The organism is Endozoicomonas gorgoniicola (genome assembly GCF_025562715.2).
GTDB lineage: Bacteria > Pseudomonadota > Gammaproteobacteria > Pseudomonadales > Endozoicomonadaceae > Endozoicomonas_A > Endozoicomonas_A gorgoniicola.
Genome location: NZ_JAPFCC010000001.1, coordinates 6,163,561 through 6,189,660, shown reverse-complemented (window position 1 = coordinate 6,189,660; position 26,100 = coordinate 6,163,561). Strand labels below are relative to the sequence as shown.

The 26,100-nt window shown below is 45.5% G+C and carries 23 protein-coding genes; 7 read left to right on the top strand and 16 right to left on the bottom strand.

Annotation, left to right across the window (positions count from 1 at the left end; translation table 11 throughout):
- Nucleotides 1-19: 19 nt before the first annotated feature.
- Entirely contained in the window at nucleotides 20-1,207 is a 1,188-nt protein-coding gene (locus tag NX722_RS27830; protein WP_262566064.1) for a phospholipase D-like domain-containing protein, read from the bottom strand.
- A 384-nt stretch (nucleotides 1,208-1,591) separates the two neighbouring features.
- On the opposite strand from NX722_RS27830, the gene NX722_RS27825 reads away from it, so the two are divergent.
- The 3 genes from NX722_RS27825 to NX722_RS27815 are packed head-to-tail and all read left to right on the top strand — an operon-like array spanning nucleotide 1,592 to nucleotide 4,827.
- Complete coding sequence (locus NX722_RS27825; RefSeq protein WP_262566063.1) at nucleotides 1,592-3,199, top strand: type I restriction-modification system subunit M; 1,608 nt, start codon at nucleotides 1,592-1,594, stop codon at nucleotides 3,197-3,199.
- Nucleotides 3,196-4,377: a restriction endonuclease subunit S gene (locus NX722_RS27820; RefSeq protein WP_262566062.1), complete on the top strand. Its 1,182-nt coding sequence runs from the start codon at nucleotides 3,196-3,198 to the stop codon at nucleotides 4,375-4,377. The genes NX722_RS27825 and NX722_RS27820 overlap by 4 nt, the downstream gene beginning before the upstream one ends.
- Nucleotides 4,378-4,425: 48 nt before the next feature.
- On the top strand, nucleotides 4,426-4,827 hold the full coding sequence (locus NX722_RS27815) for a hypothetical protein (protein WP_262566061.1): 402 nt from the start codon (nucleotides 4,426-4,428) through the stop codon (nucleotides 4,825-4,827).
- Between the two features lie 30 nt (nucleotides 4,828-4,857).
- Here the strand turns inward: NX722_RS27815 and NX722_RS27810 are convergent, their stop codons facing one another.
- From NX722_RS27810 to NX722_RS27780, 7 genes are all read right to left on the bottom strand, one after another.
- Nucleotides 4,858-5,691 carry a hypothetical protein gene (locus NX722_RS27810; RefSeq protein WP_262566060.1) on the bottom strand — a complete coding sequence of 278 codons (834 nt, stop codon included), beginning with the start codon at nucleotides 5,689-5,691 and terminating at the stop codon, nucleotides 4,858-4,860.
- Nucleotides 5,651-7,522: a TnsD family Tn7-like transposition protein gene (locus NX722_RS27805; RefSeq protein ID WP_262566059.1), complete on the bottom strand. Its 1,872-nt coding sequence runs from the start codon at nucleotides 7,520-7,522 to the stop codon at nucleotides 5,651-5,653. The genes NX722_RS27810 and NX722_RS27805 overlap by 41 nt, the downstream gene beginning before the upstream one ends.
- A 45-nt stretch (nucleotides 7,523-7,567) precedes the next feature.
- Entirely contained in the window at nucleotides 7,568-9,283 is a 1,716-nt protein-coding gene (locus NX722_RS27800) for an ATP-binding protein (RefSeq protein ID WP_262566058.1), read from the bottom strand.
- On the bottom strand, nucleotides 9,276-11,552 hold the full coding sequence (locus NX722_RS27795; protein WP_262566057.1) for a hypothetical protein: 2,277 nt from the start codon (nucleotides 11,550-11,552) through the stop codon (nucleotides 9,276-9,278). The genes NX722_RS27800 and NX722_RS27795 overlap by 8 nt, the downstream gene beginning before the upstream one ends.
- Before the next feature lie 11 nt (nucleotides 11,553-11,563).
- Nucleotides 11,564-12,439: a TnsA endonuclease N-terminal domain-containing protein gene (locus tag NX722_RS27790; RefSeq protein WP_262566056.1), complete on the bottom strand. Its 876-nt coding sequence runs from the start codon at nucleotides 12,437-12,439 to the stop codon at nucleotides 11,564-11,566.
- Between the two features lie 119 nt (nucleotides 12,440-12,558).
- A complete protein-coding gene (locus tag NX722_RS27785) occupies nucleotides 12,559-13,476 on the bottom strand; it encodes a TIGR01212 family radical SAM protein (RefSeq protein WP_262566055.1) in 918 nt (305 codons plus the stop codon).
- Between the two features lie 172 nt (nucleotides 13,477-13,648).
- Nucleotides 13,649-13,954, bottom strand: a complete 306-nt coding sequence (locus NX722_RS27780) for a hypothetical protein (RefSeq protein ID WP_262566054.1) — start codon at nucleotides 13,952-13,954, stop codon at nucleotides 13,649-13,651.
- 218 nt (nucleotides 13,955-14,172) lie between these two features.
- Here NX722_RS27780 and NX722_RS27775 point away from each other — a divergent pair, with 218 nt between their 5' ends.
- From NX722_RS27775 to NX722_RS27765, 3 genes are all read left to right on the top strand, one after another.
- The gene (locus NX722_RS27775; protein ID WP_262566053.1) at nucleotides 14,173-14,457 is read left to right on the top strand and encodes a hypothetical protein; all 285 of its coding nucleotides are present in this window, start codon (nucleotides 14,173-14,175) and stop codon (nucleotides 14,455-14,457) included.
- Between the two features lie 192 nt (nucleotides 14,458-14,649).
- Nucleotides 14,650-16,926 (top strand): DUF1631 domain-containing protein, encoded by a 2,277-nt coding sequence (locus NX722_RS27770; protein WP_262566052.1) that lies wholly within the window; start codon nucleotides 14,650-14,652, stop codon nucleotides 16,924-16,926.
- Nucleotides 16,927-16,958: 32 nt separating this feature from the next.
- On the top strand, nucleotides 16,959-17,285 hold the full coding sequence (locus tag NX722_RS27765; protein WP_262566051.1) for an Hpt domain-containing protein: 327 nt from the start codon (nucleotides 16,959-16,961) through the stop codon (nucleotides 17,283-17,285).
- Here NX722_RS27765 and NX722_RS27760 read toward each other — a convergent pair.
- From NX722_RS27760 to NX722_RS27740, 5 genes are all read right to left on the bottom strand, one after another.
- A complete protein-coding gene (locus NX722_RS27760) occupies nucleotides 17,276-17,896 on the bottom strand; it encodes a MarC family protein (protein WP_262566050.1) in 621 nt (206 codons plus the stop codon). The two genes, NX722_RS27765 and NX722_RS27760, sit on opposite strands and share 10 nt — an antisense overlap.
- A 134-nt stretch (nucleotides 17,897-18,030) precedes the next feature.
- Nucleotides 18,031-18,981: an MBL fold metallo-hydrolase gene (locus NX722_RS27755; protein WP_262566049.1), complete on the bottom strand. Its 951-nt coding sequence runs from the start codon at nucleotides 18,979-18,981 to the stop codon at nucleotides 18,031-18,033.
- A 93-nt stretch (nucleotides 18,982-19,074) separates the two neighbouring features.
- Nucleotides 19,075-19,344, bottom strand: a complete 270-nt coding sequence (locus NX722_RS27750) for a helix-turn-helix domain-containing protein (RefSeq protein ID WP_262566048.1) — start codon at nucleotides 19,342-19,344, stop codon at nucleotides 19,075-19,077.
- Nucleotides 19,325-19,525: a type II toxin-antitoxin system mRNA interferase toxin, RelE/StbE family gene (locus tag NX722_RS27745; RefSeq protein WP_262566047.1), complete on the bottom strand. Its 201-nt coding sequence runs from the start codon at nucleotides 19,523-19,525 to the stop codon at nucleotides 19,325-19,327. Before NX722_RS27745 ends, NX722_RS27750 begins: the two co-directional genes overlap by 20 nt.
- A gap of 12 nt (nucleotides 19,526-19,537) precedes the next feature.
- Nucleotides 19,538-20,410, bottom strand: coding sequence for a LysR family transcriptional regulator (locus NX722_RS27740; protein ID WP_262566046.1), 873 nt, complete (start codon nucleotides 20,408-20,410; stop codon nucleotides 19,538-19,540).
- A 180-nt stretch (nucleotides 20,411-20,590) separates the two neighbouring features.
- On the opposite strand from NX722_RS27740, the gene NX722_RS27735 reads away from it, so the two are divergent.
- Nucleotides 20,591-21,910: a C45 family autoproteolytic acyltransferase/hydolase gene (locus NX722_RS27735; protein ID WP_262566045.1), complete on the top strand. Its 1,320-nt coding sequence runs from the start codon at nucleotides 20,591-20,593 to the stop codon at nucleotides 21,908-21,910.
- 66 nt (nucleotides 21,911-21,976) lie between these two features.
- On the opposite strand, the gene NX722_RS27730 is transcribed toward NX722_RS27735, so the two are convergent.
- The 3 genes from NX722_RS27730 to NX722_RS27720 all read right to left on the bottom strand — a co-directional run bounded on the left by NX722_RS27730 (nucleotide 21,977) and on the right by NX722_RS27720 (nucleotide 26,070).
- Nucleotides 21,977-23,179: a cation:proton antiporter gene (locus NX722_RS27730; RefSeq protein WP_262566044.1), complete on the bottom strand. Its 1,203-nt coding sequence runs from the start codon at nucleotides 23,177-23,179 to the stop codon at nucleotides 21,977-21,979.
- 75 nt (nucleotides 23,180-23,254) lie between these two features.
- The gene (locus tag NX722_RS27725) at nucleotides 23,255-24,544 is read right to left on the bottom strand and encodes a serine hydrolase domain-containing protein (RefSeq protein ID WP_262566043.1); all 1,290 of its coding nucleotides are present in this window, start codon (nucleotides 24,542-24,544) and stop codon (nucleotides 23,255-23,257) included.
- A 137-nt stretch (nucleotides 24,545-24,681) separates the two neighbouring features.
- Nucleotides 24,682-26,070, bottom strand: a complete 1,389-nt coding sequence (locus tag NX722_RS27720) for a serine hydrolase (protein WP_262566042.1) — start codon at nucleotides 26,068-26,070, stop codon at nucleotides 24,682-24,684.
- Nucleotides 26,071-26,100: the final 30 nt, after the last annotated feature.

Below are 26,100 nucleotides of genomic sequence, written 5' to 3'. Positions count from 1 at the left end.
TATAGATGTTTATGAAAAATCAGTTTTCCTCTTCATCAATAAAAATAGAACGATTGTTTTTACTTAAAAACTGGGTCAGCTTTGCTCTAAGTTCATCCGCCGTACTTTCCCGATCAATATCAAGCTCGACAGAAAAAGCATAAGCAGGTTCATTGCGAGTTGTTTTTGTGCCCGCCTTAGCCAGTTCATAGATTACCGACTCGAAAATACTGGTTTCAAAGTCTTTAACTGAGTTTGGATTACCCCATACATCAGGTGTTGCGACATTCTTGATACCACATGAAAGTCTGTCGAGATAACCTGAAACCTGAAACTTTGCATGGATATTCTCTAACCAGCGCTTCCACGCATCATCCAGTTTATTCTTATCCAGATAAACCCAGTCCACTTGACCATGACGATGATCTAATGAACCCGCCAAGCTCGATATTAAAGCTTTAAGCTTCTCGTACAAAGGAGCTGAGTACTCAGTAACCAGCGTATACAGAGCTTTATAATAGGGCTGATTAGCTGATATTTTTTTATTCAGCTCTACCTGCAAGTCAGCTTGATACTCGCTTGGGCACCAGTACCCATAACAGGTTTGTATACAGTATCGCTTCCACATTGCCTTGCTGTTATTTCTCTGAGGCAATTCATAGCCTAAACCGTATTGCAGGTCAGCTATCAGAGCCGAAATATTTAATGAGTTTGAGGTTTTGCTTTCCAACAATTGGTTCAATGGCGACTCAGCTTTTAGCAATTCATCAGGCAACTGCAGATTGAACCGAAAAGGGTTCTGCTCATTGGATTCATAAAATATACGACCATCTAAAAACAAGCTGCGAATATCATCCGCTTCTTTTGAGGATGAATGCTGAACATCCCGCACCCGCTGGGATTTACTCTCGATAAGGTAATCAACATACTCATCAAAGCGCTCGGCAATATAGGCTGAATGCTCGCGACTCCCAATTGTGTAAGAACCTTCTATAACCAACTCTTCATTACCTGAAATACCCTTGTTGGTCAGGTTCATTGAACCGATATAAAATTCCCCGTACTTACTGGTTTTTGCAAGGTAGCCTTTACTGTGAAAAATACCTCCGGATGTACAGGCAACATATACGCCTGAAAGGTCAGTAAAACAGGCACTATGAGCAATGCGCCGATCCCATTTCTTAAGCTCCTCAATGTTTGAGGCACCCTTATCAACAATGATGATCAACTCTTTTTGTGCTTTTTTATGACCATGCGAAAGGATGAACTCAAAAAGGCTGCTTATAGAATCAGAGTCATAATAAGCCGATATCGCCAGTATCCTTCTCAGCTTTCCGCCCAGATCTGAAAACAGCTGGTCAAACTGATTGATTTCAAACTCTTTCGTCAGGTCTCGTGTTGTTGAGTAAAGCTCCATAAACCCCTCCAGTTATGGTTGAAAGCTATTGAACCACTATTCCCCCTTGCTCACTATGACCCATACCAATGAATATGCAGGTCACCACTCCAGGCACTGGCTGATAGCGTAAACCTCACCCTAAAAAATCAAATAACCTGCTCTGATACAGGTATAATCCCCCACCATTATTTCTCAGTATTTTGGAAGTCATTAATGATCACAGGCACTCTCAAAAGCCAAATCGACAAACTCTGGGAAGAGTTCTGGGTCGGCGGCATCACCAACCCGCTGACGGTGATTGAACAGATCACCTACTTGATGTACTCCCGAATGCTCGACACCATGGAAAGCAAGGACGAGCAAAAAAAGGCGCTGGCCGGTGTCGATTTCAAACCCCGTTTCAAGGCGCATCAGCAGGATTGCCGGTTCAACCGTTACTGCAATCTCAGTGCCGATGAAATGATGGAAATTGTGCGGGATGAAGTGTTTTTGCATTTCAGAAGCCTGAGCGATGAAGGCACGCTTTTGGGCGAATTTATGAAAGATGCCCGGTTGGAAATCATCAAGCCGAACTTGCTGGTCAAAGCGGTGGAGATGATTAAGAACCTTCCGCTGGACCGGGGCGACACCAAGGGCGACCTGTACGAATACCTGCTGAGTAAACTCACCACGGCGGGCATCAACGGCCAGTTCCGCACCCCACGGCATATTATTCGTGCCATGGTGGAAATGATGGAACCCAACCCTGCCCGTGGCGAACGCATTTGTGACCCGGCCTGTGGCACTGGCGGCTTTCTGTCCACCACCTACGAATACCTGCTGGAAAAATACAGCTCCCTCGACAGCATTCACACCGAAACCGTCACCAATGAAAAGGGCGAGCTGGAACAGCAGAAAATCTTCTCGGGTGATCTGCTCAACGAATACCGTCAGCATGTGGATTTCGATATGTTCCACGGCTACGACTTTGATTCCACCATGCTGCGCATTGCCGCCATGAACCTGATTATGCACGGCGTGGATGAGCCGGATATTCACTATCAGGACACCATGAGCCAGAGTTTCAGCGACAAATACCCGGAAGCTTCACACGACGCTTTCCACCTGATTCTTGCCAACCCGCCGTTCACCGGCAGCCTGGACGAAGAAGATATCGACCCCGCCATTCTGAAGAGGGTGAAAACCAAAAAGACCGAACTGCTGTTCTGCGCCCGTATCCTGCAAATGCTGAAAGTCGGCGGACGCAGTGCCACGGTTGTACCCCAGGGCGTACTGTTCGGTTCCAGCAAGGCGCACCAGAGCCTGCGTAAAACGTTGGTGGAAGATAACCAGCTGGAAGCCGTGGTTAACCTGCCGTCCGGCGTCTTCAAACCCTATGCGGGTGTGGCGACAGCGATTCTGGTTTTCACCAAGGGTGGTGAAACCGACAACGTTTGGTTCTACGATCTGGAAAACGACGGTTTTAGTCTGGATGACAAGCGTAATCCCATCGACAAAAACGACCTGCCGCATCTGATGGCCAGCTGGAAGCAGTATCGCAAAAGTAAGAACCTGCCTGTGGATGAGTTTATGGGGCATAAGCTCAAGGATCAGTTAAACGACGTTGCACCAATGACGGACTGGGCTGATCGCACACAGAAGGCATTTGTCGTGCCCAAGGCGGATTTGAAAGCCAATAAATACGACCTGTCCATTAACCGCTACAAGGAAGTGGTGTATGAGGAAGAAGTGTACGATCCGCCGAAAGAGATTCTGGGGCGGCTGAAGGCGCTGGAAGTGGAGATTCAGAAGGAATTGGGTGAGTTGGAGGGGATGTTGTGAGTTGGCCTTTGGTTGCAATCAAAAATGTTGCAAAAGTAGTTACGGGCAAAACTCCATCAAAGAAAGTAGAAGGGTACTTTGGTGGAGATATTCCTTTTGTCACACCTGCTGAGTTGGATAAAGATAAGTTGGTTGTATCTGCCAACCAAACCCTTACAGAAGAAGGAGCTGCTCAAATCAAGCTAGTACCAGAAGGTGCTGTAATGGTTTGCTGTATAGGCTCTCTTGGGAAAATTGGTATTGCTGGTCGAGAACTGGCAACCAATCAACAAATTAATACTGTTATTTTCGACAAAGAAAAAGTTGATACTAATTACGGTTTTTATGCGTTAGCCAGATTAAAGCCTCAGCTTGAAGCTTTGGCTCCATCTACAACTGTGGCGATTATCAACAAAAGTAACTTCGAGTCACTCAAAATACCCATTCCCCCACTCCCCGAACAAAAACGCATCGCCGCCATTCTGGATAAAGCCGACCAACTGCGCCAGAAACGCCAGCAGGCCATCGGCCTCGCCGACGAATTCCTCCGCAGCGTGTTTCTGGATATGTTTGGTGATCCGGTGACTAATCCGAAGGGGTGGGAAGTGAGAAGAGTTGAGAATCTTGCTTCTTCAGATAAATACTCAATCAAAGCAGGTCCTTTTGGGTCTGCTCTTAAGAAAGAGGATTATGTACCATCTGGCTTCAAAATATATGGGCAAGAACAAGTTATCAGAGATGACTTGAGCTATGGTGATTACTACATTGATAAAGATAAGTTCAAATCTCTGGAAAACTGCAAGATCGCAGTGGATGATCTTCTAATCAGCCTTGTCGGCACATTTGGCAAGATTAGTATTGTTCCAGTCAACTTTGAACCCGGAATTATTAACCCACGATTAATGAAGATAACTCCTGACAAAAATGTCATTGTTCCGAAATTTCTAAAATACCTACTGCAAACTGATGGTGCGATGGCAAAAATTCAACACATGTCTCATGGTGGAACCATGGGAATTGTGAATGTGGGTAAAATGAAAGATCTAGCGTTACCTATCCCACCATTAGAAAAGCAAAAAGAGTTTTTGGAAAAGATGAATAAACTCATTCTTGCGAAAAAAAGGCAAAAAAAAGGGATTTGTATTACAGAAAGTTTATTCAACTCCCTCAGCCAAAAAGCCTTTGCAGGCAAGCTATAACCCCTGAACCGCACACCGCCCCATCCGTGGGGCATCAAGGAAGTACCGATGATCCGAAGAGTCCTGCAACTGCTGCTGTTACCCCTCTTTATCCCTTTGCGCCTGGTCTATGCCGATATCCTGCGGATGCAGAACGCCACGATTCTGTACTCCTGGTATCGCAATAAAAAGGAATATGAAGCCACCTCCGTTGGTGACGATTCTCCGGAAGTCAACAAAAGCTGGGAACAGTGGCAGGACGATGCCAAAGCGATGGAAGACCGCTGCAATAAACAAAAGCAGACGTTCATCAAGGTCATCATCCGCCCCGAGCCTTTACGTCGCTGGCTAAAAGCTAACCAGCTCGCTAATAGTGCCGAAAACCGTGAGCGCTATATCCAGGAGGTTTATCAGGTGGCCTGTGCTCGTGGTATCGAACTGAACAGCACCCAAAAGCCCAAATCCCGTTAATCACTGCCGTTTTATCTGGGGTATTGGCTCTCACCGTATGCTGAAGACTTCTGATTTGTCTTTGAGATAAACCGTCACTTTTCCGGGCAATGCCAGCTGCGGTCGAACGCTGGCAACCCGGTAAAACGGACTGACACCGGAGGAGTCCAGTGGCGAATACGTTACTTTTAAAGGGAAGTCCGGAAGCTTACACCGCCAGGGCATGCCCTCATCACAAGTCAGTGCTTCTCCGGCACTGAAGGCTATGCCTGTGTGCCAGTGGCGGTACTCTTCACATGTAGCCATCAGGGCAAGCTGCCTTGCTACGGCCGTGGTGATGCGGAATGAAAATACTCCGTCCAGCTCAATATACAGATGGTTGTTATCCTGCCGGACGTTTTTGAAGATAAACGACTTGGACAGCAGGGTTAAAGCGACTTTGCCAAACTCCGGATCGGGGCAGAAGGTTCGCAGCATGACATCGACCAGCTGGATTGATTTGTTACGGACTTTGACGCAGTACTGCTTATGGTATTGCCCCTGAAACTGTGTGAAGTCAGTCTGCAACAATCTACGGGGCAATTCTGTCAGGCTGGTTTTATCTTTGCTGACGCTGGCGTGATAAAACGTTGGGGCTGTGGTGCTGTTGATCAGGAAACTGTTGTTAAAACATCTGCCCAGCGTGAAGTAAGGCATGATGGACAAGGGCTGGAGGCTTTCGTGTAATTTTTTGTCTTCATCACAGAATAAGCACCAGAGCATTGCCTTTTTCTCGACATTGACAATATTTCCGTAAGCAATGAACGTCAGTTTTTTGGAACTAATTTCTGATGGCAGCTCCAGCTTAAGGGGTTTTATTTTCCGGGAGTGTATACGGCGTTTCATGGTTGGCTTCCAGCAACTCCTGAATCATGGATTCCTGGCTCGCTGAAAGATTATAGCCAAGGCAGGCCGCGTAGATGAGGTTGCTGCGAGTGATGGTTTGACCGTTTTTGATGAGCTGCTCCTTTGCCCATTGGAATCGTCGCTGAAAATAGGGCTCCGGATTACAGGCTTCTTCCAGAAAGGCCGCTGTTCTTGGTATTTTTGTGAACGATACCTTTGAGAACAGGTTACGCCTGCCCATGATTTTACTGATTGTGTTCGGCGTTATTCTGATCGGTTTTCCCGGTTGGGAGAGCAGCTCTTTAACAATGGACTTAACCTGTTGGAGGTAGTCTCTGTCACGCTTCTTCCAGTTGAGTAATTCCTTTCTGGGCCTGGGTTGCTTAACAGATGGCAAATGCTTGAGTAACCATTCTTTGTCCTGCCTGTCGAGAAATTTATACCCGGCTCTCATTCCTTCTTTTATTTGTGATCTCGACTGCCGGGGGTAGCGCTTTCTGTATTCCCTGAAGTGTTTTCGTTCGGTTTTAATGCGATCCTTAATACGCTGATCGGACTCTAATCTTGTTGGCATTTTTACCTGCCAGTCCGGATTGAGCTTAAACTCTGTCACTTTACGCAGGATAACACCCCGGGACACAGACATAGCTTCGATCATTTGCGGGATGGTATACCCCGCCTGTATATATCCAATAAATTTATTTTTCCACACAGAGCCATAGCTAATTACATGTTCTTTATAGTGCTTTTCTGCTTCAAGATTGCAGGAATAACTGTATCCACAGGTGCACGTTATGGTGCCATGCAGAGGGCCGTTCTTTTGTCGTCTATGCGTTCGATCCAGTCTGGCGCTGCATGGAGCAGGATCATTACAGAAAGGGTTTGGGCATGGATAGGATTCTTTCAGCTCTGGCTTAATATTGACGATGGCAGTCGCTTGTTCCAGATGATCAAGAAATTCTGTCATTAGCACATGGTATAGTGGATGCAGTTGTGATGCGTTTTCTGTGTGTCTGCCTATCCGCCTTAACCAATGATATTTATCCGGATCAGGATAAGCTCCGACATCCTTCAGAAGCTGTGGCGACCAGTAGGCAAGGAAGTGACGATAAAGTTTATCCTGATTAATAAAACGCCCCTGGTTAAAGCCTTTCTTAAGCAACTCCTCCCGGTACGCCCGACCGGACATCAAAGTTTTGTAGCCTTTTAACAGATCACTGCTGGCTCTGGCTATTGATAATAATTTGTTGTCAGGCTGGATCTTTTTTTGCCTGAGATGCGCCCGGGCATGCTGTCTGGCAGAAGCGTAGTGCAAATGCTTGTGGCTCTGTTTGTCTACAGTGGCGTTGAGCGTTGGCACCCCATGAAACGGGCAAACCAAAACACCCGGGAGCTGATGACTTCTATGCCAGTAAGGTTCTCCCATATGCTTTTCATCGTCATCAAGGCAGACCGGACAATAGCGCAGGTAGCGAAAATTTTTAACCAGGCTGGTAAGGCTTCCAAGCTGACCATGAATACCTGTGTTACTGGGTTGCAGCATTTTGGTTCTGGCTTTGTCTATCCGCTGCTTGATAACAGCCGATGAGAAATATGGCAGGATGGTGTGGCTATCAATAATCTCTTCCGGACAGTAGATAATAAGCGGACGTAAGTTCTCGCAAAACGGTTTCAAACCGCTGGGTAGGCCATAAATCGCGCATGAGGGCGATTCACCATAAAGGCGATAAGCTGTGAACTTATAAAGCCCGTTCGCCGAATGATCGTGATAACGGGCTATCCAGCTATAGAATGTCTCGTCTGGAAAGGGTTCCGGAAATTTGATAATCATCCTTGATTGTGTCGAGCTCCTGCTCTGGTTTAAATAATGTGCAAGTTATAGGTCGAGCTCTTTTACCAGATCATATCCCAAACCGTGTTTCAGTAAGATATCCGGTACAAGCCCCGGATCTTTTTTCTTCAGCACTTCAGCAGCAAAGGCATCGAATTTTTCCAGAGCATCCTTTGGTAGATCAATCTGAGCCCGCTCTATTTGTGGTGAGAGCTGAAGAGGTTTGTCTGGCTTCTTCTGCATTTCCTCGTACATTTGCAGCGCCTTTATGACCAGCTCATGCTGTGGTTCGCCGTTGTAGCTGTCGAGAATCACTTTAGTAATTTGGGCTGTCTCTTTTTCAGGCACATTGGATTGACGAAGGATAGCTGTTAGCTGCCCTTCAAGACCATGACGGCGCTGAATGTCCGAAACCCTTCTTTCAATGTCTGCACTGGGCTTGTACTTCTCTGACAGGTCTCTCATGCGATATTTGGAGACATCGATGTCTTTCATCGTCTTGAGCCGCTCTTTATCTCCTGTAACCAGCGCCTGGATATAGGGTTTGAGCTGCCTAAAGCAGGACGTTGCTGTATCTTCAATCCGCTTTTTCGTTATTTTCGGATTTTTCTTACCTTGCTCTTCCTGTTTGTTGATATTCTGCTGGATCAGGATGAACAGGTTAATGATAACGAATAAAATGCCACCGGTTTCCTGATAGAAAACCTTGGACAGTCCTTCAGAGAAAGCTGTTTTTGAGTTAGTAATCTGGTACTGCTCAAACAGAAAATTTATCAGGTCATGAAAGCCTTGTGGAATCTTTCCGGTTTTTGTCAGCTCAAATGGTTCAAAGTATTCATCGCCAAGGCTTGAGCCTTTCCGGACATAGGCCATGGGCAAATCATCGTAAACGCCTTCCAATTCAAAGGTGCCTACGTAAATTACCGGGATACCAAGGTCCACACGAAGCTTGATCAAGAATTTAATGATTTCATCTTTGTCTGCTGACTTGGCAAGAAACTGGATTTCGTCGATGACCAGTATTCCGAGATTAATTTCCTCAATCAGCTTTTTAACACGATCAATGTAGGTGCTGATGGACAAATCGCCCTGATTACCAAGAGCTTTTTTGAAATCATCCTTGTAGTTTGTTCCAAGCAGTTTATCTGCAGCAGCAAGCACATCATTACACAGCGCTGTATCTCCCCCACGGTGTGGGCATGTAATTTTCAGCCAGTTAACCTGTAGCTCGTTATTTTTTTCCGGATGGACAATAACCTGCGGGAAATAGGAAAGGATTATGTTGATTGCAACGGTCTTTCCCATTCCGGAAATGCCGTAAATTGATATCCCTCCCTGATCGTTGTTCACCTGGCCCGCGTGAACTTTTTCTGCATACCGTTCCCTAAGTGCCTCATCAACCGCCCGGAAGAGTTTGAAATGGGCATTGGTTGGGTGAAACATGTAGGCAATGCTGCGAGCCCTGTAATATTTTTTCGTAGGCTTCAACGAGCATTCAGCATCCGTAAAAACAGGTGGGTAATAGGTCGCCAGCTCTGCAAACTGCCAATCATCAAGAATCGGAGGTAAGGCACTAACATAAGGTGTCGTGTAGTATGGACTGAAGTCTGAATAGTCGTTGTATTGAGCTATTACAGCCTGCTCGCCCGAAGACAGGGTATAGTACTTATCTTCCTTAATAATGCCCGACTTCGCGGCTTCAAAATGGAGGTACTGAGGGGGTATATCGTACTTATCGCGTTTTACGGAGAGCTTACTCATTATCTTCATCCGGGTTGGAGTGCTTCTTCATTTGGGCTGATATGTGTTGGGAGTAGTCGATTTCGAAGTCTTCATCTTCTTCGATTTCATGGGTTACTGAAGTATTTTCAGGGTCTTCAAGTACAAAAGCATTTGCTTTTGACTGCTCTTCAGCTAATTGTTTTTTCCGATCCTTTGCCCCAGTAACAAACTCACGGTTTGATGAGTGTCTGGTTAAATTTTTTGTTTGTTCTGCAGATTTTTCTGCACTCTTAGTGAGAATGGCGTCATACTTTTCAAGTATTTTGTCATCCTGATCTTTTTCAGAAACTTTATTAGATGCATAGACATCTAAAAAATCATCCCATTCAAATCGGGTGAGGCCAGATATGGAGTTTGAGCGTTTATCTGAAATACCCTCTTCTAGAATAGGTTGCACTTCCCTTAAACATCTTTCCTGAATAACGCATTTCACATACGACATCCCATTTTCAGCAGGCATGTATATATAATCAATATTCCTTTTGTCTAAGCAAATTTCAATTTTATTATCGGGTTTTCGTTTCGCCTGCTTTCTTGGCTTTGAAGATACCAATAGTTGTTCCCAACTATCCATTAGCGGTGTATAAAAAAGTCCTTTGTATTTAATGCCTCTGTCTGTAACTGTTGCGTTATCTCTTGGCAATAAGTTTAGCTTTACAATATCTTCTGGATAGGCTCTAACATATCCACTTACTGACTCAACTCCATGTCGAAATAAATCATATGGTCGAGGTGAGACTCCATCCATTACAGCAAGATTATTTAAAACAAATGGATTTTTTATTGAAAGTTGGTTATGCATCATAATCAACCTTATAAAGTCCAAATAAATTTCATCAAAAGTCTTAATCGCTTTCAATCTCATATCAGGGTCACCATATTTTTTCTTGTTATAACTTCCCCTCGATGGATCGTACATTTCCTCCCAATTTTGCAGAATATTGAATCTTGTTTCGACAATTCCCTTCCAGTCTGGTCTTTTTGCTGTGACCTCAGATATAGTAACTCCTAAATTTTTTGTCATGTTAACCGTCAAATTCTTTCTTAACTCAGCCTGATCGATGGTTAATACCTTAGGTACACCACGTATTATGCAAAGTTCTTCGATATGATCATCTTCATCAAAACCTAATTGCTCCAGGAGTGTCCTTTTATCCGATGCCATGCTCACCAAAGCCATAATGGCCGATTCTCCAGAGGGTTGCCCCAAACCCATATACCAACCAACGATAAACCGTGTATAAACATCAATAATGATATAAAAAACTGGTTGGCCTATAAGGTTGTATGGGGGATAGTGTGACCGGACGTAATAATCGATGACTGTGGCATCAATTACAAAGTTATACCCTGGACCTCTTGCAGAAATAGCTCCTGTTTTCGCCCTTCGATTCATCTTAGTGCTTTTTTTGCCTATCTTATCTTCTTCTCTATTTTCAGCATCTCGCTTTTTGTAGTAATACTTTTTAAATTGATCCAGTGATGGTCTATCATCGTCACCTATTTTCACTCTGACAATTCTATCATTCTCATCAAGTATTTCCTTGTAGGTATACTCCCGCTCTTTCATTAAACCATAAGTAAAAGCAACCCCTTTACCTTTATCAACAATATGATCAGCAATGAACGTATTGAATATTTTATAATCTTCTTCATCCAAACTTATCCCAGTAATATCCTTATTTTTATATCCGGGGCCTCTTTTCTTTTTCTTTTTATATTTATTCTTTTCAATTCCGCACAAATTAAAATCAGGTAATAATGATTGAAGATTCTTACCTCTCTTCCAATAAAGCTTAAAGCATTTAATCAACTGCTTAGGGGATGATTTAGAATCTTTATAGGCAGAACTCCTACCTTCTTCCGTATAAATCAATGGTTCATTCTTAATATAAGGCTCAATTAGTTTAAACCTATCATCTCTCAACTTCCGTATCTTGTTTTTTTTATTTGCAACATCAACAGTATCAACCTTTGTGTCAACACTGATATTTATTTCTCTAATCCACGGATCAAATTTTACAAACCTGTAATAATCAGATTTTATTTTCGCTTTTACATATTCAACATCCATTTCCACAGGAAAGCTACTGTCTGCAATATTTATCCAGTATAACTTTTTATCATCCCTCCACAATACTCGAAAGATAGCTTCAAACTCTTCAACTGTAACCTGATCTGAATTTGGGTCTTTCTCTTTAACCTTACCTATTAAATTGTTTTCATATACAACAATTTGTTCTGCCATAGCACTAACCTCTAACCTAAGTATTTTTTCAGTGCAGAAATTTCAGTTAATGGTCCTGTCGATAACTTAGTCATATCTACATCGATAATTCTTACAGCAATCATTCTAAAAAAAATTGTCAAAGCAACACCTGGAGCACAACCATGAGAATCATTTATTTTCTTGCACAACTCTGAAATAGTTAGATCTTCGCTAGTATTTCTTATTCCACTAATAATATGCTGCTCAATTAGTCCTATATTGGTATTTTCCGGTAACGAAAGATGATTTTGGGTAGCTGAGCAATAATTTTGATGAATAAGCTCCAAGTTGTTATCGATGCCTACATCTAATGAAAGATCAGTAATAATAAAAAATGGAACACCTTTCAAAAGCCAATACACGTATTCGATTTTCTGTTTCTCAAGAACTCTTTTATTCAGAAGTTTGTGGGCAGGTTTTACTGAAACAGCAATATCAAACTTACGACTATCTTCATCAATCATTGTGACCAATAAGTCCGTTGTCATTTCAATAGCAAAAGGTTTATTTGTGTTGTAGTCCAGTTCGCTTGGATGATTGATTTTCAATTTTTCTGCGATTGCCAACGTTTTTTCGCGTTTAAGTGGAAATTGTTCCCGGATTTCTACAACATTTTTTGCCAGATCAAATGGTCGAAAAATCTTGTGTTCTGTATGCGACCCAAGCTGCACATCCCGGCCTAAAGATTTGATGCCTGATACTCGAGCCTTAAAATTATCCTCTTTTGCTGAGGGGATCTCATTCGTGTTAAGACCAGGGATATAATCCCTTCCATGTCCTGTTCCACGCTTTTCCTCTTTTATCCAGCGCTGCAATTGTTTCTCGCTTCTGGAATAAGGAGAAAACTTATTAACCTTTTTTGGCATAACAAATACACTACCTGATAGGTAACCTACCAAGCAGTGTAGTTTAATTTCAACAAGTCATTTATCGACTTTATTGCACTATTTACCGACTTAATGCACTATTCACCAACTATATTGCACTATTTACTGACTCTATTGCCTATCTCACAAGCGCCCTCAAGCTTCCTGTAAATCATTCCAAGGATATCCCACTTCTTCATTGCCCATTCCGGTGACAGCAGATATTGCCGCTCTCCAGACCCGGTCAGGCGATGAAACAGCAAGTGCTCTGGTGCGCGACGAATGACTTCTGCCATAACATTCGTGTACTCGTCCATGGTCATCTCTTTTACCCGGCCATGCTTCCAGTCCCGGGCCAGCTGCGTTCCCTTAACAATGTGCAGGGGGTGAACCTTGATGGCATCAACGCCCAGTGCAACCACCCGGTCAAAGCTGGTCAAGGTATCTTCCGGTGCCTCTCCAGGCAGCCCCATAATCAGATGAGTACAGATTTTCAAACCAAAGCTTTTGGCTCGTTTTACAGCATCTTCATATTCGGCCAATCCATGTCCCCGGTTAACAGCTATCAATGAAGCATCAAAAGTGGATTGCAGACCCAGTTCCAGCCAGACTTCATAACCTTTGTCCTGATACTCTTTCAATAGTGCCAGTACCGGATCGGGTACACAGTCCGGGCGAGTGCCAACGGCCAGACCAATGACATCCGGATCAGACAAGGCTTCGTCATAATAACGACGAAGGTCTTCTACGGAACCGTAGGTGTTGCTGTATGACTGAAAGTAAGCAATGAACTTACCCGCTCCAGTGCGTTTGGAAACCTTCTCTTTTGCGGATTGAATCTGGGCAGTAATGTCACCCGCATTGGTGGTGTCAGGGCTGAATGAAGCATTATTGCAAAACGTACAGCCACCGATTCCCTTTGTGCCATCACGGTTTGGACAGGTGAAAGAAGCATTAACTGAAATTTTGTGGACTTTCTCACCGTACTTCGCACGCAAATAGCGTCCAAAGGTATTGACGAATCGTGTCATGTCCATACAAGAAGGCACCCGGAGTTTAACAAAAGAACGACAACATAATGCTTGTTTGATCAGCCGCCTATACGCACATCACGAGGAATTAGGGAAAGGTCTTACAGACTGTTTGCGAGATACTCTTGCCGTATTAAAGCTACACAGGTTGATTCAGTGAAAAAACCTGTGCCTTAAATCAATCCGCTTTTTTCATACGGTCAATGACTTCATCAACAACCGCTTTGACTTGCTCTTCATCAGCTGCGAGGGACAGGGTGTTATCATCCGGAGCCACTCGCCATTCAATAATGCGTTTAGCCAGCTTGCGGGCCATGACTCCGACGATGTCGTCAAGATAGGTGTCGTTAAACATTGGCAAGTGCATAAATCGCAGGTGAACCAGCAGTTGCTCAGGCTGTCCGTCTTCTTTCATGTGAATGGCAAAGTCACCGGGGTCTGTGGTGCTCTGACTGATCGTTAACGTGAAGTGTTCACCGCTCATAAAGTTCTCCTGACTGACTAAGTCAGTTGTCGGCCCTGACATGCGCGGCTAAAGATTATTTTTACATAGATTGGAAATAATGATTTAGCCTGTTTAGAACCATCGTCCCTTTCCTTATCTCCTTCGGGCAGTGTCATTGCCAGGCAGCTATCAGAAACAGAGCCGATATATCTATCTATAGTAAATGGATAAGCCAGCCCACAAACGGGAGCCCCAATATGATCAATAATACTGATGCAGAACCTCTACGCCCTGATGGCAGCCGCAATCCGGTCGACCCGGTTCAGCCTAAAAGCCCGGTTGATGCCATTGAAGCGGATCGTTTCTCAGACATGATGAAGAAAAACAAAGATATGGAAACGGCTGCAAGTGATAACCAGGCAGCTGAAGGGGAAATAACGCCAGAAGAACTGCAAAGGCAAATTCGGGAAGGAATGTTTAAAACCGGATTCCAGAAAGCCATTGAAAGAGCAAAAGAAATGACAAAAGAAATGAAGCAATGACACTTGATGCTTTGAACGATATCACTGACAAAAAATTGACAACAAGAATATAGCGTCGTTCTTATATGAAGTTAATTTATAAAAAGTAACCAGTAAATAAATTACAATAATAAAAATATGTTTTTTTAAGTTCAATCAAAAAACTAGAACACACACTAATAAAAATACTCATAGTACAGGGAGTTGTTGTACATGTCTGAGCAGCGTAGTAATGTCGTTTCTATCAACACGCCAACCTCACCTGTTGCGCAGTTTGAGATAGAAATGCTATTTGAAACACTGTTAAACCAATACATCCTTCCCAAGATCAATCCTGCCGTTAATTCTTTAGCTGACTATGTATCAGAAAAACAGCTCACAGCTGCCAGCGACATTGACCTGATGCAATTAATTGAAACAGGAAAAAAAGTAAAACGCTCCAAGGCAGAGATAGTTGAATCATTTACCAACCACCTGTTCAACAATGTCAGTGAATGGACTGAAGCTAAAAAAACGACGGATACTTCCCAGCCAGACAATGATTTATGTTTAGTTGATAATACGACACTGGAAAAAAATCTGGCCTGGCAGGCAGCCGCCAGACAAATGGAAATGTGCGAACAAGTGCAGAATCTTTATAACTGTGAATCACGCCTGCAAGACTTTACACCTTCAGACTCTATACCTTCAGACTCTATACCTTCAGACTCTATACCTTCAGACTCTATACCTTCAGACTCTATACCTTCAGACTCTACACATCTGCCCATTGGTTCAATGGCCCTTTGCGAAGCATTTGCCAGTGCTTTGGTACCGTTAAATCTTGATGTTGATACGGCTCAGGAATTTTTATCACTGTTCGCTAAGCATGTGAAATTCACGGCTGCACAAATGTGGCAACAGGCAGATACCGATCTCTCAGGGATGGGGCTGGAACTGAACACACCCAAAGTATCTTCTTACACTGAAACGGTTGCTAGCACTAATCCAAAAAAGAATACCAATCAGGAAGCAGCCGATAGCGATACCGAGCTGGTAAACCAGATTGCCCAGCAGGTGGTTTCAAGAGTTGAATCCATGATTGGTCAGCAGTTTAACAAAACTCTTAATGAAACAGGTGCCGATTCCTTTATCATTTCTGCAACGAGTTATCCAACTGAGGATCTCACCTCAACATTAACCAGCATTCAGAATGAGTTATCAGAGCAAACTTCATCAATTTCAAATCTGTCAGATTCTATTAAACATGAATTGATAAACCGGGGAATTACACAAAATCTTTCTCCGCGACAGGAAGACCTTATTAATTTTGTCGGATTATTATTTGAATACATAATAGACGACCACGAACTACCTGATATCATTAAAAACATTATTGGACTTCTGCAAATACCCGTTTTGAAACTGGCTTTAATTGATCATGACTTTTTATCCAACAGAGAACATCCCGGCAGACAACTACTGAATGATATGACATCCGCAGGCATGCACTGTAAAGAGAGTGACGAACCTGTTGTTCATCTTATTGAAAATACCGTCAAAACAATTATTCGGAGTTTTACAGACAATCCCAATATATTTTCTGAATGCCTCGACGAATTTAATAAAGAACTATTATCGATCAACAAATGTTCAATACAGACTGTTGAAGACGATCTGTGGAATACCGACAGTGCAGAGGAAGCAATCCTTAACACACCAGAATTAACCAAAGAATATTCAGAACCGGTCATCGACCCTGCCAGTAATACGACAACAGCATCTCCTGTTGATGATATAGTGGACTCTTATCTCACCAGGCATAATGTGCCGAAGTCCCTCAACGATCTGGTATGTTCAGGCTGGAAAGACGTTCTACAGCTCGCTCTTGAGCAGGGCAGCTCCGATGAAGACTGGTTCCACCGGGTCAATACTCTGGATATGTTACTGTGGAACCTTCAGGAGAATCGCCAGAACAACATACCGGACGATGACTGGCAAATACTGAAAAATTATCTTCTTGATCAGTTTAATGAAGTTGAAATTAATCCATTTGCTGTAGCGGAATGGCTTCATAGCATCGACTCCATGACCAATAAACATATTGGCCTTGAAGAAGAGATCGTTATCCAGAAACAAGCCGACCAGCAACAAAATAAACCAACAGTAGAAACAGATGAAATCAGGGAGTCTGAATTTCCTGAACCGGAAATCGACCTTTCAATCTCTGATACCCTGCCACAGCCGTTTCCTGATACAGAAATGCCTGTTGTTGGTCAGTGGGTTGAGTTTATAGGTAAAAATGACCACCGCCTGCGCTGTAAGCTGGCGACAATCAATTGTCACACAGACCGTTATGTCTTTGTTAACAAGTCGGGTATGAAGGTCGCGGAATGGTCAGGTCCAGAGCTGGAAAAATCAATACAAAACAACAGAGTTGAACTGCTGGACAATCAGCAATTCTTTGACCGGGCATTACAAGCTGTCATGAATAAATTCCTGAAATTTTAAACGCAAGAAAGATACAGGATCGGAAAACCGTCATGCTGGACCTGACCAACCTTCAGATGATCACTAATGGTAATAAAACCTTGCTCAACGCTCTCTTGACAGAGTTTATCAGCACAACAGATCACGACCTGAAAGAGCTAAGCAGTGCTGTCAATGACCAGCAATACGACTCAATAGCCAGACTCTCTCACCGAATAAAAGGGGCTGCTGCAATCGTTGGTGCATCAGAGCTTGTTGAGTTAACGGCAAAACTGGAAGCAGCTGGCTATCAATCCGGTCAGGATAATCCATCTGATCTGCTGGATAGAATCATTCACTGCTATAAAAATGTTTCTAAAGAAATCAACCACTACAAATGACTGGGTGGTCCTGCCCCAAGTCCTGCAAATCCCTGCAATACAATTTCAACCGCCAACGCGCAAAGCAGCATTCCCATCACCCTGATCAAAATGGCAGAACCACTGTCTCCCAACCATTTATGAATGGTGTTAGCCATCAACAGAAGCAGATAGGTAATAAGAAGAACTACGACAAGAATAATGGAAGTCAGGATTTGCTCGTCCAGACCATACCTGCGGTTGTCGGTAAGAATAACGACGGCAGTCAAAGCGCCAGGGCTTGCCATAGAGGGAATCGCCAGAGGAAAAACGGCAATATCATGTCCTGGTTCAGCCCGGTCATGGGAGTGAGAAACGTCTTCACCAAAAATCATTTTCAAAGAGAAAATAAACAGGATCACGCCCCCCGCCATCTGAAATGATCCCAGACGAATACCCATAGCTGTGAGAATCAACTGCCCGACAACAATAAACAGCAGCAAAATAGCTCCGCTATAAATCGTCGCCCGGAGCGCTATCCGATTACGATCACCGGGAGAAAAACCTCCCGTGATTGATAAAAAGAGCAACAAGGTTCCAATCGGATCAATAACGGCAAAGAGAAGTACAAAGTCGTGGATCAGTTGTTGCATAGGTGCGCCGGTTAGCTGGGAAATAGAAGGCTACTGGTAGCTGTCTAATGGTCACTGTCTACTGATAACTGTCTACTGATAACTATCGACCATTCTCAGACTTACTTTTCCCAGAGTTATTTCGCCTCTCAAATTCATCTCTGCAGGGCTTGCCAAACCTGTTTATCCCGCTCTGCGGTCCAGATAGAAGGGACAGTTAAGCCAGAAGCCTCATCAAAGGCTCTGGACACATTAAATGGCAGACAATGCTCATAGATCACCCAGGATGAGTAATCCCTGTCCATTTTCATGCGGATATAGTCAAAAGTGTCTGCGAGCTTCATCCCCTGAGCAACAGCATCACTGGCGTATTCATAGAGTCGTGAAACATAGCCACTGGTGGTGGATATGGCAGTTTGCGAGCCTTCCTGACTTTTCATCGCTTTGCCACGACCCGGTAATAACTGCAAAGGCTCCATTTCCAGCAATTGACCCAATGTTTGCGGCCAGCAATGCAGATAGGCATCACCACAATAAGGCGTAGCGCCTGACTCGACCAGATCGCCCGCAAACATGATGCGCTGTTCAGGAATCCAGAGAATCGTATCTCCCCCTGTATGCCCGGGTCCCGGATGAATGATTTCAACCTTCAGATTCCCCAGGTCTATGGTCAGGCACTCATCAAAAAGAATATCCGGCCTGGTCAGGCCAGTGATCGTCTCGTGGTTTTCAAACAATCTGGGAAAACGTCGCAGTTCCGATTCCCAGTCCTGCTCTCCCCGCTCTGTGATAAGTTGAGACGTTGCATGACTGGCAATGACTTTAGCGCCGGAAAATGCGGAGGCTCCAAGTGTTCTGACCGCATGATAATGACTGAGTACCACGTAGCAGACCGGCAGGTCAGTTACTTCTTTGAGGGCATCCAGAACCTTCTGCGCCATCGCCGGGGTGGCCTGACAGTCAAAAACCAGAACCCCTTCAGTGCCAACCACTACACCGGTATTGGGGTCGCCTTCTGCGGTAAAGGCATAGACACCTTCAGAAAGCATTTCAAAAGTCATGGCTTTTGCGGTCATATCCGCCGAGGAGGCAAATGATTTAGGCATGGCAAAGGTCGTACCGAAGGAGGATGGAACCTCAGTATAGTTCTATCTTCAGCAAGCATTGTTCCAGTTTCACCTACCAGAAGCCTGTCGAGCTTAACCTGCTCTCTGGTTGACATCCCAGCCAGGAAAGCACAAGACAGCAGGATGGCAACTCAGAGCGATAGCAAGCTGTTTGGCCCGGTGGATGCCCAGGCTTACAGTGTTGTTTTCGATGGCAGACAGGGTGGACTGAGGGATGCCGGTACGCTCCGACAACTGGTTCTGACTGAGCCCCTGAAGTTCGCGCAGAATGCGAACGGATTCACCCACTGTTACATCGATCTGTTTAGTGGCGGGAAGCCATTCATCGTTTTTTGTAGTCATGGGCTGTCACCTTGATGACCTTGACCTGCACCATTTGGGATTCGACGGTGTAGATCACTCGGTATTGTTTGTTCAGGCGTGAGGAGCGATAACCGTTCCAATCGCCAGTCAGCGCTTCGTCGTGAAAGCCTTTGATGAGCCTGAGTCCGGACGGGCCGGATTGAGGTTTTTCAAGGACCAAGCTTATGGCTGTTTATGACTGAAAGGTAGAGCTGGTAATAATATCCATCAAATGCTGCATAACCGGTCCTGGCTGGCGGTCGGCACGCCAGAGCAGACCCACTGGCCATCGATAAACAGCCTGAGGGTGGCTCAATATAACCAGCTCGCCGTCACGAATCTTTTCTATAGCAAAGCTTTTTGGACAATAGGTCCAGCCCAGCCCACGCATAACCAGGTCAATGGCGGTTTTATAGTCAGAAACTTGCCAGAAACTGTCAGACATGCGTATTTTTCTGGAGTCTGATGAAGGGTGAAGCCGGGTCCAGATCTGTCGCTGATTATAAAGTTCCGTGACCTGGAGATAGTCATAACTGGCCAGTGGATGATCACGATGACAGACCGCCACAAAATCACAAAAACCAATCTGCCGACAAACAAAACGGGAGAAATCCAGCTCAACCAGACTGGTATAAACAAAATCTATTTCACCGGATTCAACACCATAAACCAGCTCATCATCAAACCCGGTTTTTATCGTCATGTTCAATGCAGGGTGAGCACGTTCCAGTTCTTGTAAAGCGTCAATAATGAAACTTTGTCCAACGCCATGGTCCATTCCGAATGTAAGACTTTTTTCATCATTCTGCAGAATGTTGGAGACTTTGCGCTCCAGCATATCAGCACTGGCCAGCAGCGAACGGCAAACAGAGAGAAGACTCTTGCCTTCATCCGTCAGTACGGGCTTATAGCCAGCTCGGTCAAATAATCTGACCCCCCACTCGTCTTCCAGTGCCGAAATCCAGTTGCTCAGCATCACCCTGGGTTTCTTCATTCTTCTGGCTGCCTCAGAGATCGATCCGGTCTCTTCTGTCATCATGAATGCCTTGACTGCGTCAATCTTCATGGCTTCCCTCTTTTCGTCTGTTAGCACACAACACTCTGCTACTGATTGGTTACACACTCTGCCATGCATTCTCCGCCAGATGCTCTAAAAATACACGCTTTAAAATGACCGAACCTGACCAGCGACACCAGCTCAGGACAGCCTGAACATTACTGATAGAAGCGATTGATAGCAATGACCATGAAAAGAAAACTGAGTGCCGCCCTACTGGCTTCAGCCATCGCAGCAAGCGTTGCACCAGCCAGCCTGATGGCCAGTACTCAAGGCCTTACCGGTATTCCTCCTGTTGAGTTTCAGGTGGATCTGGACAACCAGAAATCTGAGTTCTTTACCGTTGAAGTCAGAGGCACTTCCTATGAGCGCGGCGTTCAACATGGCGAAGCGCTCCGCAAGGTTATCCGTCCAACCCTGAACCGTTTTAAATACGATATGGTGTCAGCGTTTCTGGAAATGGCAGGCACTGACTACACCTGGGAAGACTACCGAACCTTCTTCTTTGAAAAGACCGGCCTGTACCAGACAGCCCTGAAGGAAGCGCCAGAACTGGTCGAGGAGATCAGAGGCATCGCCGATGGTGCCAAACTGGACTTTAAGGATGTCTTTATCTACAACCTCAACTTTGATGAAACCTTCTGGGTACTGGAAAAAATGACCGGTATCGATCCTATGCTGGCCTCGGAAAAAGCGGGTCTTGGCCTGCCATCCGGACACTGCTCCCACGGTTCTGTATGGGGTGAAGGTCAGTCAACCGTCGCTTACACTCTGGACTGGACCCGTCATTTCGAAGGCAGTCAGGCACTGATCAAGCATGTTCTGGAAGATGGCACCGTTCTGCTGACCACCACTTATGCCGGTACCCTGATCGGTCATGGTATTAACGCTTCAGAAGGTTATACATTTACTCCACACTCCAAGTTCCAGCTGGCTCACGATGTGGACAACGGCCTTGCTCAGATATTTATCTATCGCAAGCTGATTGAAGCGGGCTCTGTGGACAAAGCCATTGACTTCCTGAACTCAGTAAAACCCGCCGCCGGACTGGCCTATGCCCTGACTGACCACCGTGGCACCCGAACCTTCGAAGTTTCTTCCAATAAAGTGGCGGAAATGAAAACCGACGGTTCATGGATGGCCATTGCCAATGTTGCCCGCGCGAATGATGACCTGTCAGGCTCCTACCGACAGGAACTGAAGCTGGAAGGCAAGAAGGTCGATATGCAGGCTCTGCCGGAAATCTACTGGACGCTGAACAAAGACAGCGTTAAGCGGTTCGACATGATTTCAGCGGCAACGAAAGGAAAAACGCCTGCCCAGATGACCGTCGAGAAATGGCAGGAACTGTTTACCCACAAGCCAATTAACAAGCCGGTGGATGAAAAGATGGAAACGTCTAACCTGTGGCATGTGGTGGAAATTGATAACGAGTTTATTGATTACCACGTTTCTCCGGGAAATCCGGGCCATCTGCCAATGGAAACTTACCGTTTCAAATACCGCTAACAAAAACGCCCCGTTACCGCTGATGTCGGTAACGGGGCGTTTATATTGACCAGGCCAATAAATTATTTAACGTTCTTTACGATCACAACAATTCAATAACAAGGTAAAAGGAACGGCCGTAATTCCGTGTGTCACTGCACTAAGCAGCACAGTACACGAAACAATGACCGCCAACTGCTCTGCACCGTCTATATTCTGGTTCAGTACGATAATAGCAAAGACAATGCTTGCCAGCCCCCGTGGGCCAAACCAGGCCAAAAACAGCCTTTTTCCACAACTTTCTTTCGTCCCCACTAGAGACAACAAAACAGGTAGCATTCGAATAACAGTAAGGCTTAACACGGCATATCCGAAAATCTGCCAGGTAAAGTGGTCAATGACTTCAGGAATAACCACTGACCCAAACAGAATCCAGGTCAGCATACCCAGTGTCTCACCCGTGCCTTCTGTATCGAGCACCAATTCATGCGCCCTTCTTCTGGCTATATAACCAAACAGCAATCCGCCTACAAAAGCGGCAATATAACCACTGCCATGAAGCGACTGTGCGACAGCAAAGCAGGTCAGGGCCAGCATAGTGACAGGCAGCTGCCCCCAAAGCTCCGTTATCCAGCCCCGTCTCCAGGCATGAAAAATAAACCAGACACCCAATGCCGTGATTGAAAGGCCGACAAAAAGGCCAATCCCTATCTCAGTCACCACCAGCTGAATCGCCAGAGCCGATGTGTCATGACTTCCTGCGTCGGCAGTCGCAAGGGCAATAAACAAAAACAGAACAGGTACACAAAGACCGTCGTTTAAGCCACTTTCAACATTAAGCGCCATACGAATATTCGCCGGAACGGCTTTACTGGTGACAACGGTTTTCCCCAGAGCGGCATCCGTTGCACTGAGCATGGTGGCAAGAATCGCCACCTCCCACAGAGTTAACGAATCAAACATCAGCCAGGCAGCCAGAAATCCCACTGCGATGACTCCGGGCAGCCCAATCAATAACATTCGCAGGGGGAGATACAAACCCGATTTAAGAACCACTTTGTTCACACTGGCAGCATCAGAAAACAACACCAGAGCAAGCACAAGGTCAGCCAGTATTCTTAGCTCAGTGCTTGTCACATCAAGCTGAAGCCAGCCTGCTCCCAATGGTCCCACCAGTAAGCCAAATGTAATGAAAACCACGGGGCCTGAAATGGGTGTTTTTTCTAAGCGGCCTGCCAGAATGCTGTATAGAAATGCAAATAAAGCGAGAATGGCAAGAGGTAAATACATGTTATCTCCATATAAAAAAATACCCCGTTACTGCTGAAAGCGCAGAACGGGGTATTTATCTAACCAGTTCGTTGATCAGGCTTTTTTGATGTTATCCATAATCGCCGGAATAGCGGTATGGAAAAAGCCGACCGCCAGTCGTGCCGAAGAGGGAACGTTATAGCTACTGAACATAGCGATAACGGTTTTGCTGTCACGCTCTACCGCAATAATCTGACCATTAACCCCGACAGCGATAAGCCACTCCTGACCACCCAGGTTCAATACCCGGAACTGGTCCTTGTAAAAGCCTTCCGCCAGCGCAGCCTCTTTACCTTTCACCCAGGCATTACGTACTTCTTTGTTGCCTTCCCAGATATCATTCAGCCAGTCTGCGGGAACCACCTGGGTACCATTTTGCGACTGACCATTGTGAGCCCAGATATCACCCATATTGGCAAAATCCCGGTTGGTCATGGTCATGCTTCCACTGGCAAGAACGTTTTTCTCCCGGTCAACCATAATGGTGGTGTCCGACGTAAACTGACCTTTATTCCAGATTTTCTCCGCAAGGTAATCCGTGAAGTGTCTACCTACAGCCCGCTGGGTAACAAGCCCCAGAACTTCGGTGTTGTAAGAGTGGTATTCGTACTTCTTGCCCTGCTCGTAAGACAGCTTGGTCAGGTGTGGGGTGTAATCCTTAATACCTACCCAGTCTGTATCTACATGGCCGTGCCAGGAGATAGCGTCTTCCATGGAGGTGTCCCAGTCGTCCCCGTAAACATTTTGATCCTCATCAATCAGGGCAAAACCGGAACGCATATCAGAAATGTACTGCAAAGGTCCGTCACCGATGACTGTGCCTTTGGCTTCTGGCAACCACTTCTTAACCGGGTCGCTGAACTTAAGATATCCCTCGGACTGGGCTATTGCCATCAATGAGCTGGTGAACGACTTACCCGCTGACATAGTGAGCTGCTTGGTGTCTTTATTGGTGCCGGACCAGTAGTGTTCATGAACCAGCTTGCCATCCTGAAGCACGACCATTGAGCGGTTGTGCAGACGGTCTCTCAGCAAGTCATAGAGTGACAGTTCAGAACCATCGACGTCATTAACCTTGACTGACGCCAAATCCAGTGTTTTATCGGATTTCTCAAAACGGCGGGGCTGTTGACTTTTGGAGATCACCGCATGGTCACTGACCCGCTGGGCTTCAATATAAAACATGGACACAAATTCATTGGCGTCCCAGTTAGCTTGATTAATGCCCAGATTGGCGGTTTGATCCAGCATCTTCTGGTCAGCTTCATGGAAGGTCACTGTGGCTGAAACATTAAATGAGAGGGAGGCAAATGCAACGGCTGTTGCCAGCAATGCTTTTTTCATAACTGATCCTGATTCTGATTCTGATTCTGATTCTGGAAGAGTACTGTCAGTACCCCGAAGGGCAATTAAATCTGAAGCATCCTTTTCGAAGAGCAGCCGCGTCCATGCAACTGCTTATTCTTTAAGGCTGAATGGAATTAGCCTTTGTTTTTCTTAGCCAGCTCGTCAAAGATCGGCTGGATAACACTACGCACATAAACCTCTACGTAAGCGTAACCAGTTGGCTCACGGTAAGCGCCCTGAACCGCAATAATATTGCCGGTCTCGTGGTCAAAGGCAGAGAAGTTACCGTTCACACCAATCATGGTAGAGAATGTTTTGCCGGTTTCAGGATCGGTCACTGTACGCCACTGGTTCTTGTAGAATGCCTGTGGGTAAACCAGCGCTTCATATTCACGCTGAGACCACGCCTTTTTCACTACCTCATCACCGTTCTTAACGGCGTCAACGTAGGATTTAGGGAATACCTGCTCACCTTTCCAGTTCTTGCCGTCGTGAACCATCAGGTAGGAACCGATAGCAAAGTCACGAGCCGTCACGTTCATGGAGCCGGAAGCCGCGCTTTCTTTCTCCTGGTTGACGAAGAAGCTGACCGGGTAGTTAAAACCGCCTTTACTCCAGATGAACTTATCAAAAGCTTCAGCGTATGGCAGGCCAGTAGTACGGGTAACCACCAGACCCAGCATTTCAGTGTTTACGTCACGGTAGGCGTAAAATTCACCAGGCCCTGCTGAAGGTTTAACCTCTTTAGCAAAAACCTTCAGCCACTCACTGAAGTTATTAAGCTGACCGTAGGCATCTGCTGGCGGAACCATTTTGCCGTCCTTGCCCTTCACCAGACCGTTGTAACCCACGGAAACCGCCATGTGGGAGTCCCAGGAACCGGTAGTCAGGCCAGTCATGCCCCAGTTATGGTAGTTGTCACGGGACTTGGGAAGATCCCAGACACCTGCCGTCATATCAGCGAAGTTCTGAATGCTGACATTCTCAAACTTGCTGCCTTTAAATTCTGGTGCGTACTTGCCAATCGGGTCGGACATTTTGAAGTAGCCCGCATCGGCAACGGCGAACGCCAGCATGGAAGAAAACGACTTGTGCGCACTCATAACGTGGTGGTTGGTCGTTTCTTCAGTGTTTGACCAATAATCTTCAGAAAGGATTTCACCATCCTTGTTCATGATGACATAACTTTGGATAGCCGCCCGGTCACGCATAACATTGTACATGCTGATTTTCTTACCAGGACGGATATCATCAACCATCATTTTCGCCGGGTCAAAACCACCCACGACTTTCAGAGGCATTTTGTTTTTCGCATCCGGAGTGACCAGCGCGTAGTTATGGTAAAGGTGCGCGTCAGACATGGTGAAGCGCATGTATTTGGCTTCTTCCCAGTTGGCGGCACTGACCTGGTAAGACTCCAGGTTGTCCAGCATTTTCTGGTCAGGCTGATGATAAGTGGTGGTGGCGTGGGCAGCAGAAATACCTGCCAGAGAAATGGCAATAGCCAGCAGTTGTTTTTTCATTATTCAATTACTCCTTATAACCAGTGAGGG

What these genes read in the sequence shown, in the direction of transcription:
- NX722_RS27770 (WP_262566052.1), top strand. Translation starts at nt 14,650, where the DNA reads ATGTCTGAGCAGCGTAGTAATGTCGTTTCTATCAACACGCCAACCTCA.
- NX722_RS27785 (WP_262566055.1), bottom strand. Translation starts at nt 13,476, where the DNA reads ATGGACATGACACGATTCGTCAATACCTTTGGACGCTATTTGCGTGCG.
- NX722_RS27780 (WP_262566054.1), bottom strand. Translation starts at nt 13,954, where the DNA reads ATGAGCGGTGAACACTTCACGTTAACGATCAGTCAGAGCACCACAGAC.
- NX722_RS27810 (WP_262566060.1), bottom strand. Translation starts at nt 5,691, where the DNA reads ATGAAACGCCGTATACACTCCCGGAAAATAAAACCCCTTAAGCTGGAG.
- NX722_RS27755 (WP_262566049.1), bottom strand. Translation starts at nt 18,981, where the DNA reads ATGCCTAAATCATTTGCCTCCTCGGCGGATATGACCGCAAAAGCCATG.
- NX722_RS27725 (WP_262566043.1), bottom strand. Translation starts at nt 24,544, where the DNA reads ATGAAAAAAGCATTGCTGGCAACAGCCGTTGCATTTGCCTCCCTCTCA.
- NX722_RS27760 (WP_262566050.1), bottom strand. Translation starts at nt 17,896, where the DNA reads ATGCAACAACTGATCCACGACTTTGTACTTCTCTTTGCCGTTATTGAT.
- NX722_RS27735 (WP_262566045.1), top strand. Translation starts at nt 20,591, where the DNA reads ATGAAAAGAAAACTGAGTGCCGCCCTACTGGCTTCAGCCATCGCAGCA.
- NX722_RS27765 (WP_262566051.1), top strand. Translation starts at nt 16,959, where the DNA reads ATGCTGGACCTGACCAACCTTCAGATGATCACTAATGGTAATAAAACC.
- NX722_RS27775 (WP_262566053.1), top strand. Translation starts at nt 14,173, where the DNA reads ATGATCAATAATACTGATGCAGAACCTCTACGCCCTGATGGCAGCCGC.
- NX722_RS27825 (WP_262566063.1), top strand. Translation starts at nt 1,592, where the DNA reads ATGATCACAGGCACTCTCAAAAGCCAAATCGACAAACTCTGGGAAGAG.
- NX722_RS27750 (WP_262566048.1), bottom strand. Translation starts at nt 19,344, where the DNA reads ATGACTACAAAAAACGATGAATGGCTTCCCGCCACTAAACAGATCGAT.
- NX722_RS27800 (WP_262566058.1), bottom strand. Translation starts at nt 9,283, where the DNA reads ATGAGTAAGCTCTCCGTAAAACGCGATAAGTACGATATACCCCCTCAG.
- NX722_RS27730 (WP_262566044.1), bottom strand. Translation starts at nt 23,179, where the DNA reads ATGTATTTACCTCTTGCCATTCTCGCTTTATTTGCATTTCTATACAGC.
- NX722_RS27805 (WP_262566059.1), bottom strand. Translation starts at nt 7,522, where the DNA reads ATGATTATCAAATTTCCGGAACCCTTTCCAGACGAGACATTCTATAGC.
- NX722_RS27815 (WP_262566061.1), top strand. Translation starts at nt 4,426, where the DNA reads ATGATCCGAAGAGTCCTGCAACTGCTGCTGTTACCCCTCTTTATCCCT.
- NX722_RS27795 (WP_262566057.1), bottom strand. Translation starts at nt 11,552, where the DNA reads ATGGCAGAACAAATTGTTGTATATGAAAACAATTTAATAGGTAAGGTT.
- NX722_RS27790 (WP_262566056.1), bottom strand. Translation starts at nt 12,439, where the DNA reads ATGCCAAAAAAGGTTAATAAGTTTTCTCCTTATTCCAGAAGCGAGAAA.
- NX722_RS27720 (WP_262566042.1), bottom strand. Translation starts at nt 26,070, where the DNA reads ATGAAAAAACAACTGCTGGCTATTGCCATTTCTCTGGCAGGTATTTCT.
- NX722_RS27740 (WP_262566046.1), bottom strand. Translation starts at nt 20,410, where the DNA reads ATGAAGATTGACGCAGTCAAGGCATTCATGATGACAGAAGAGACCGGA.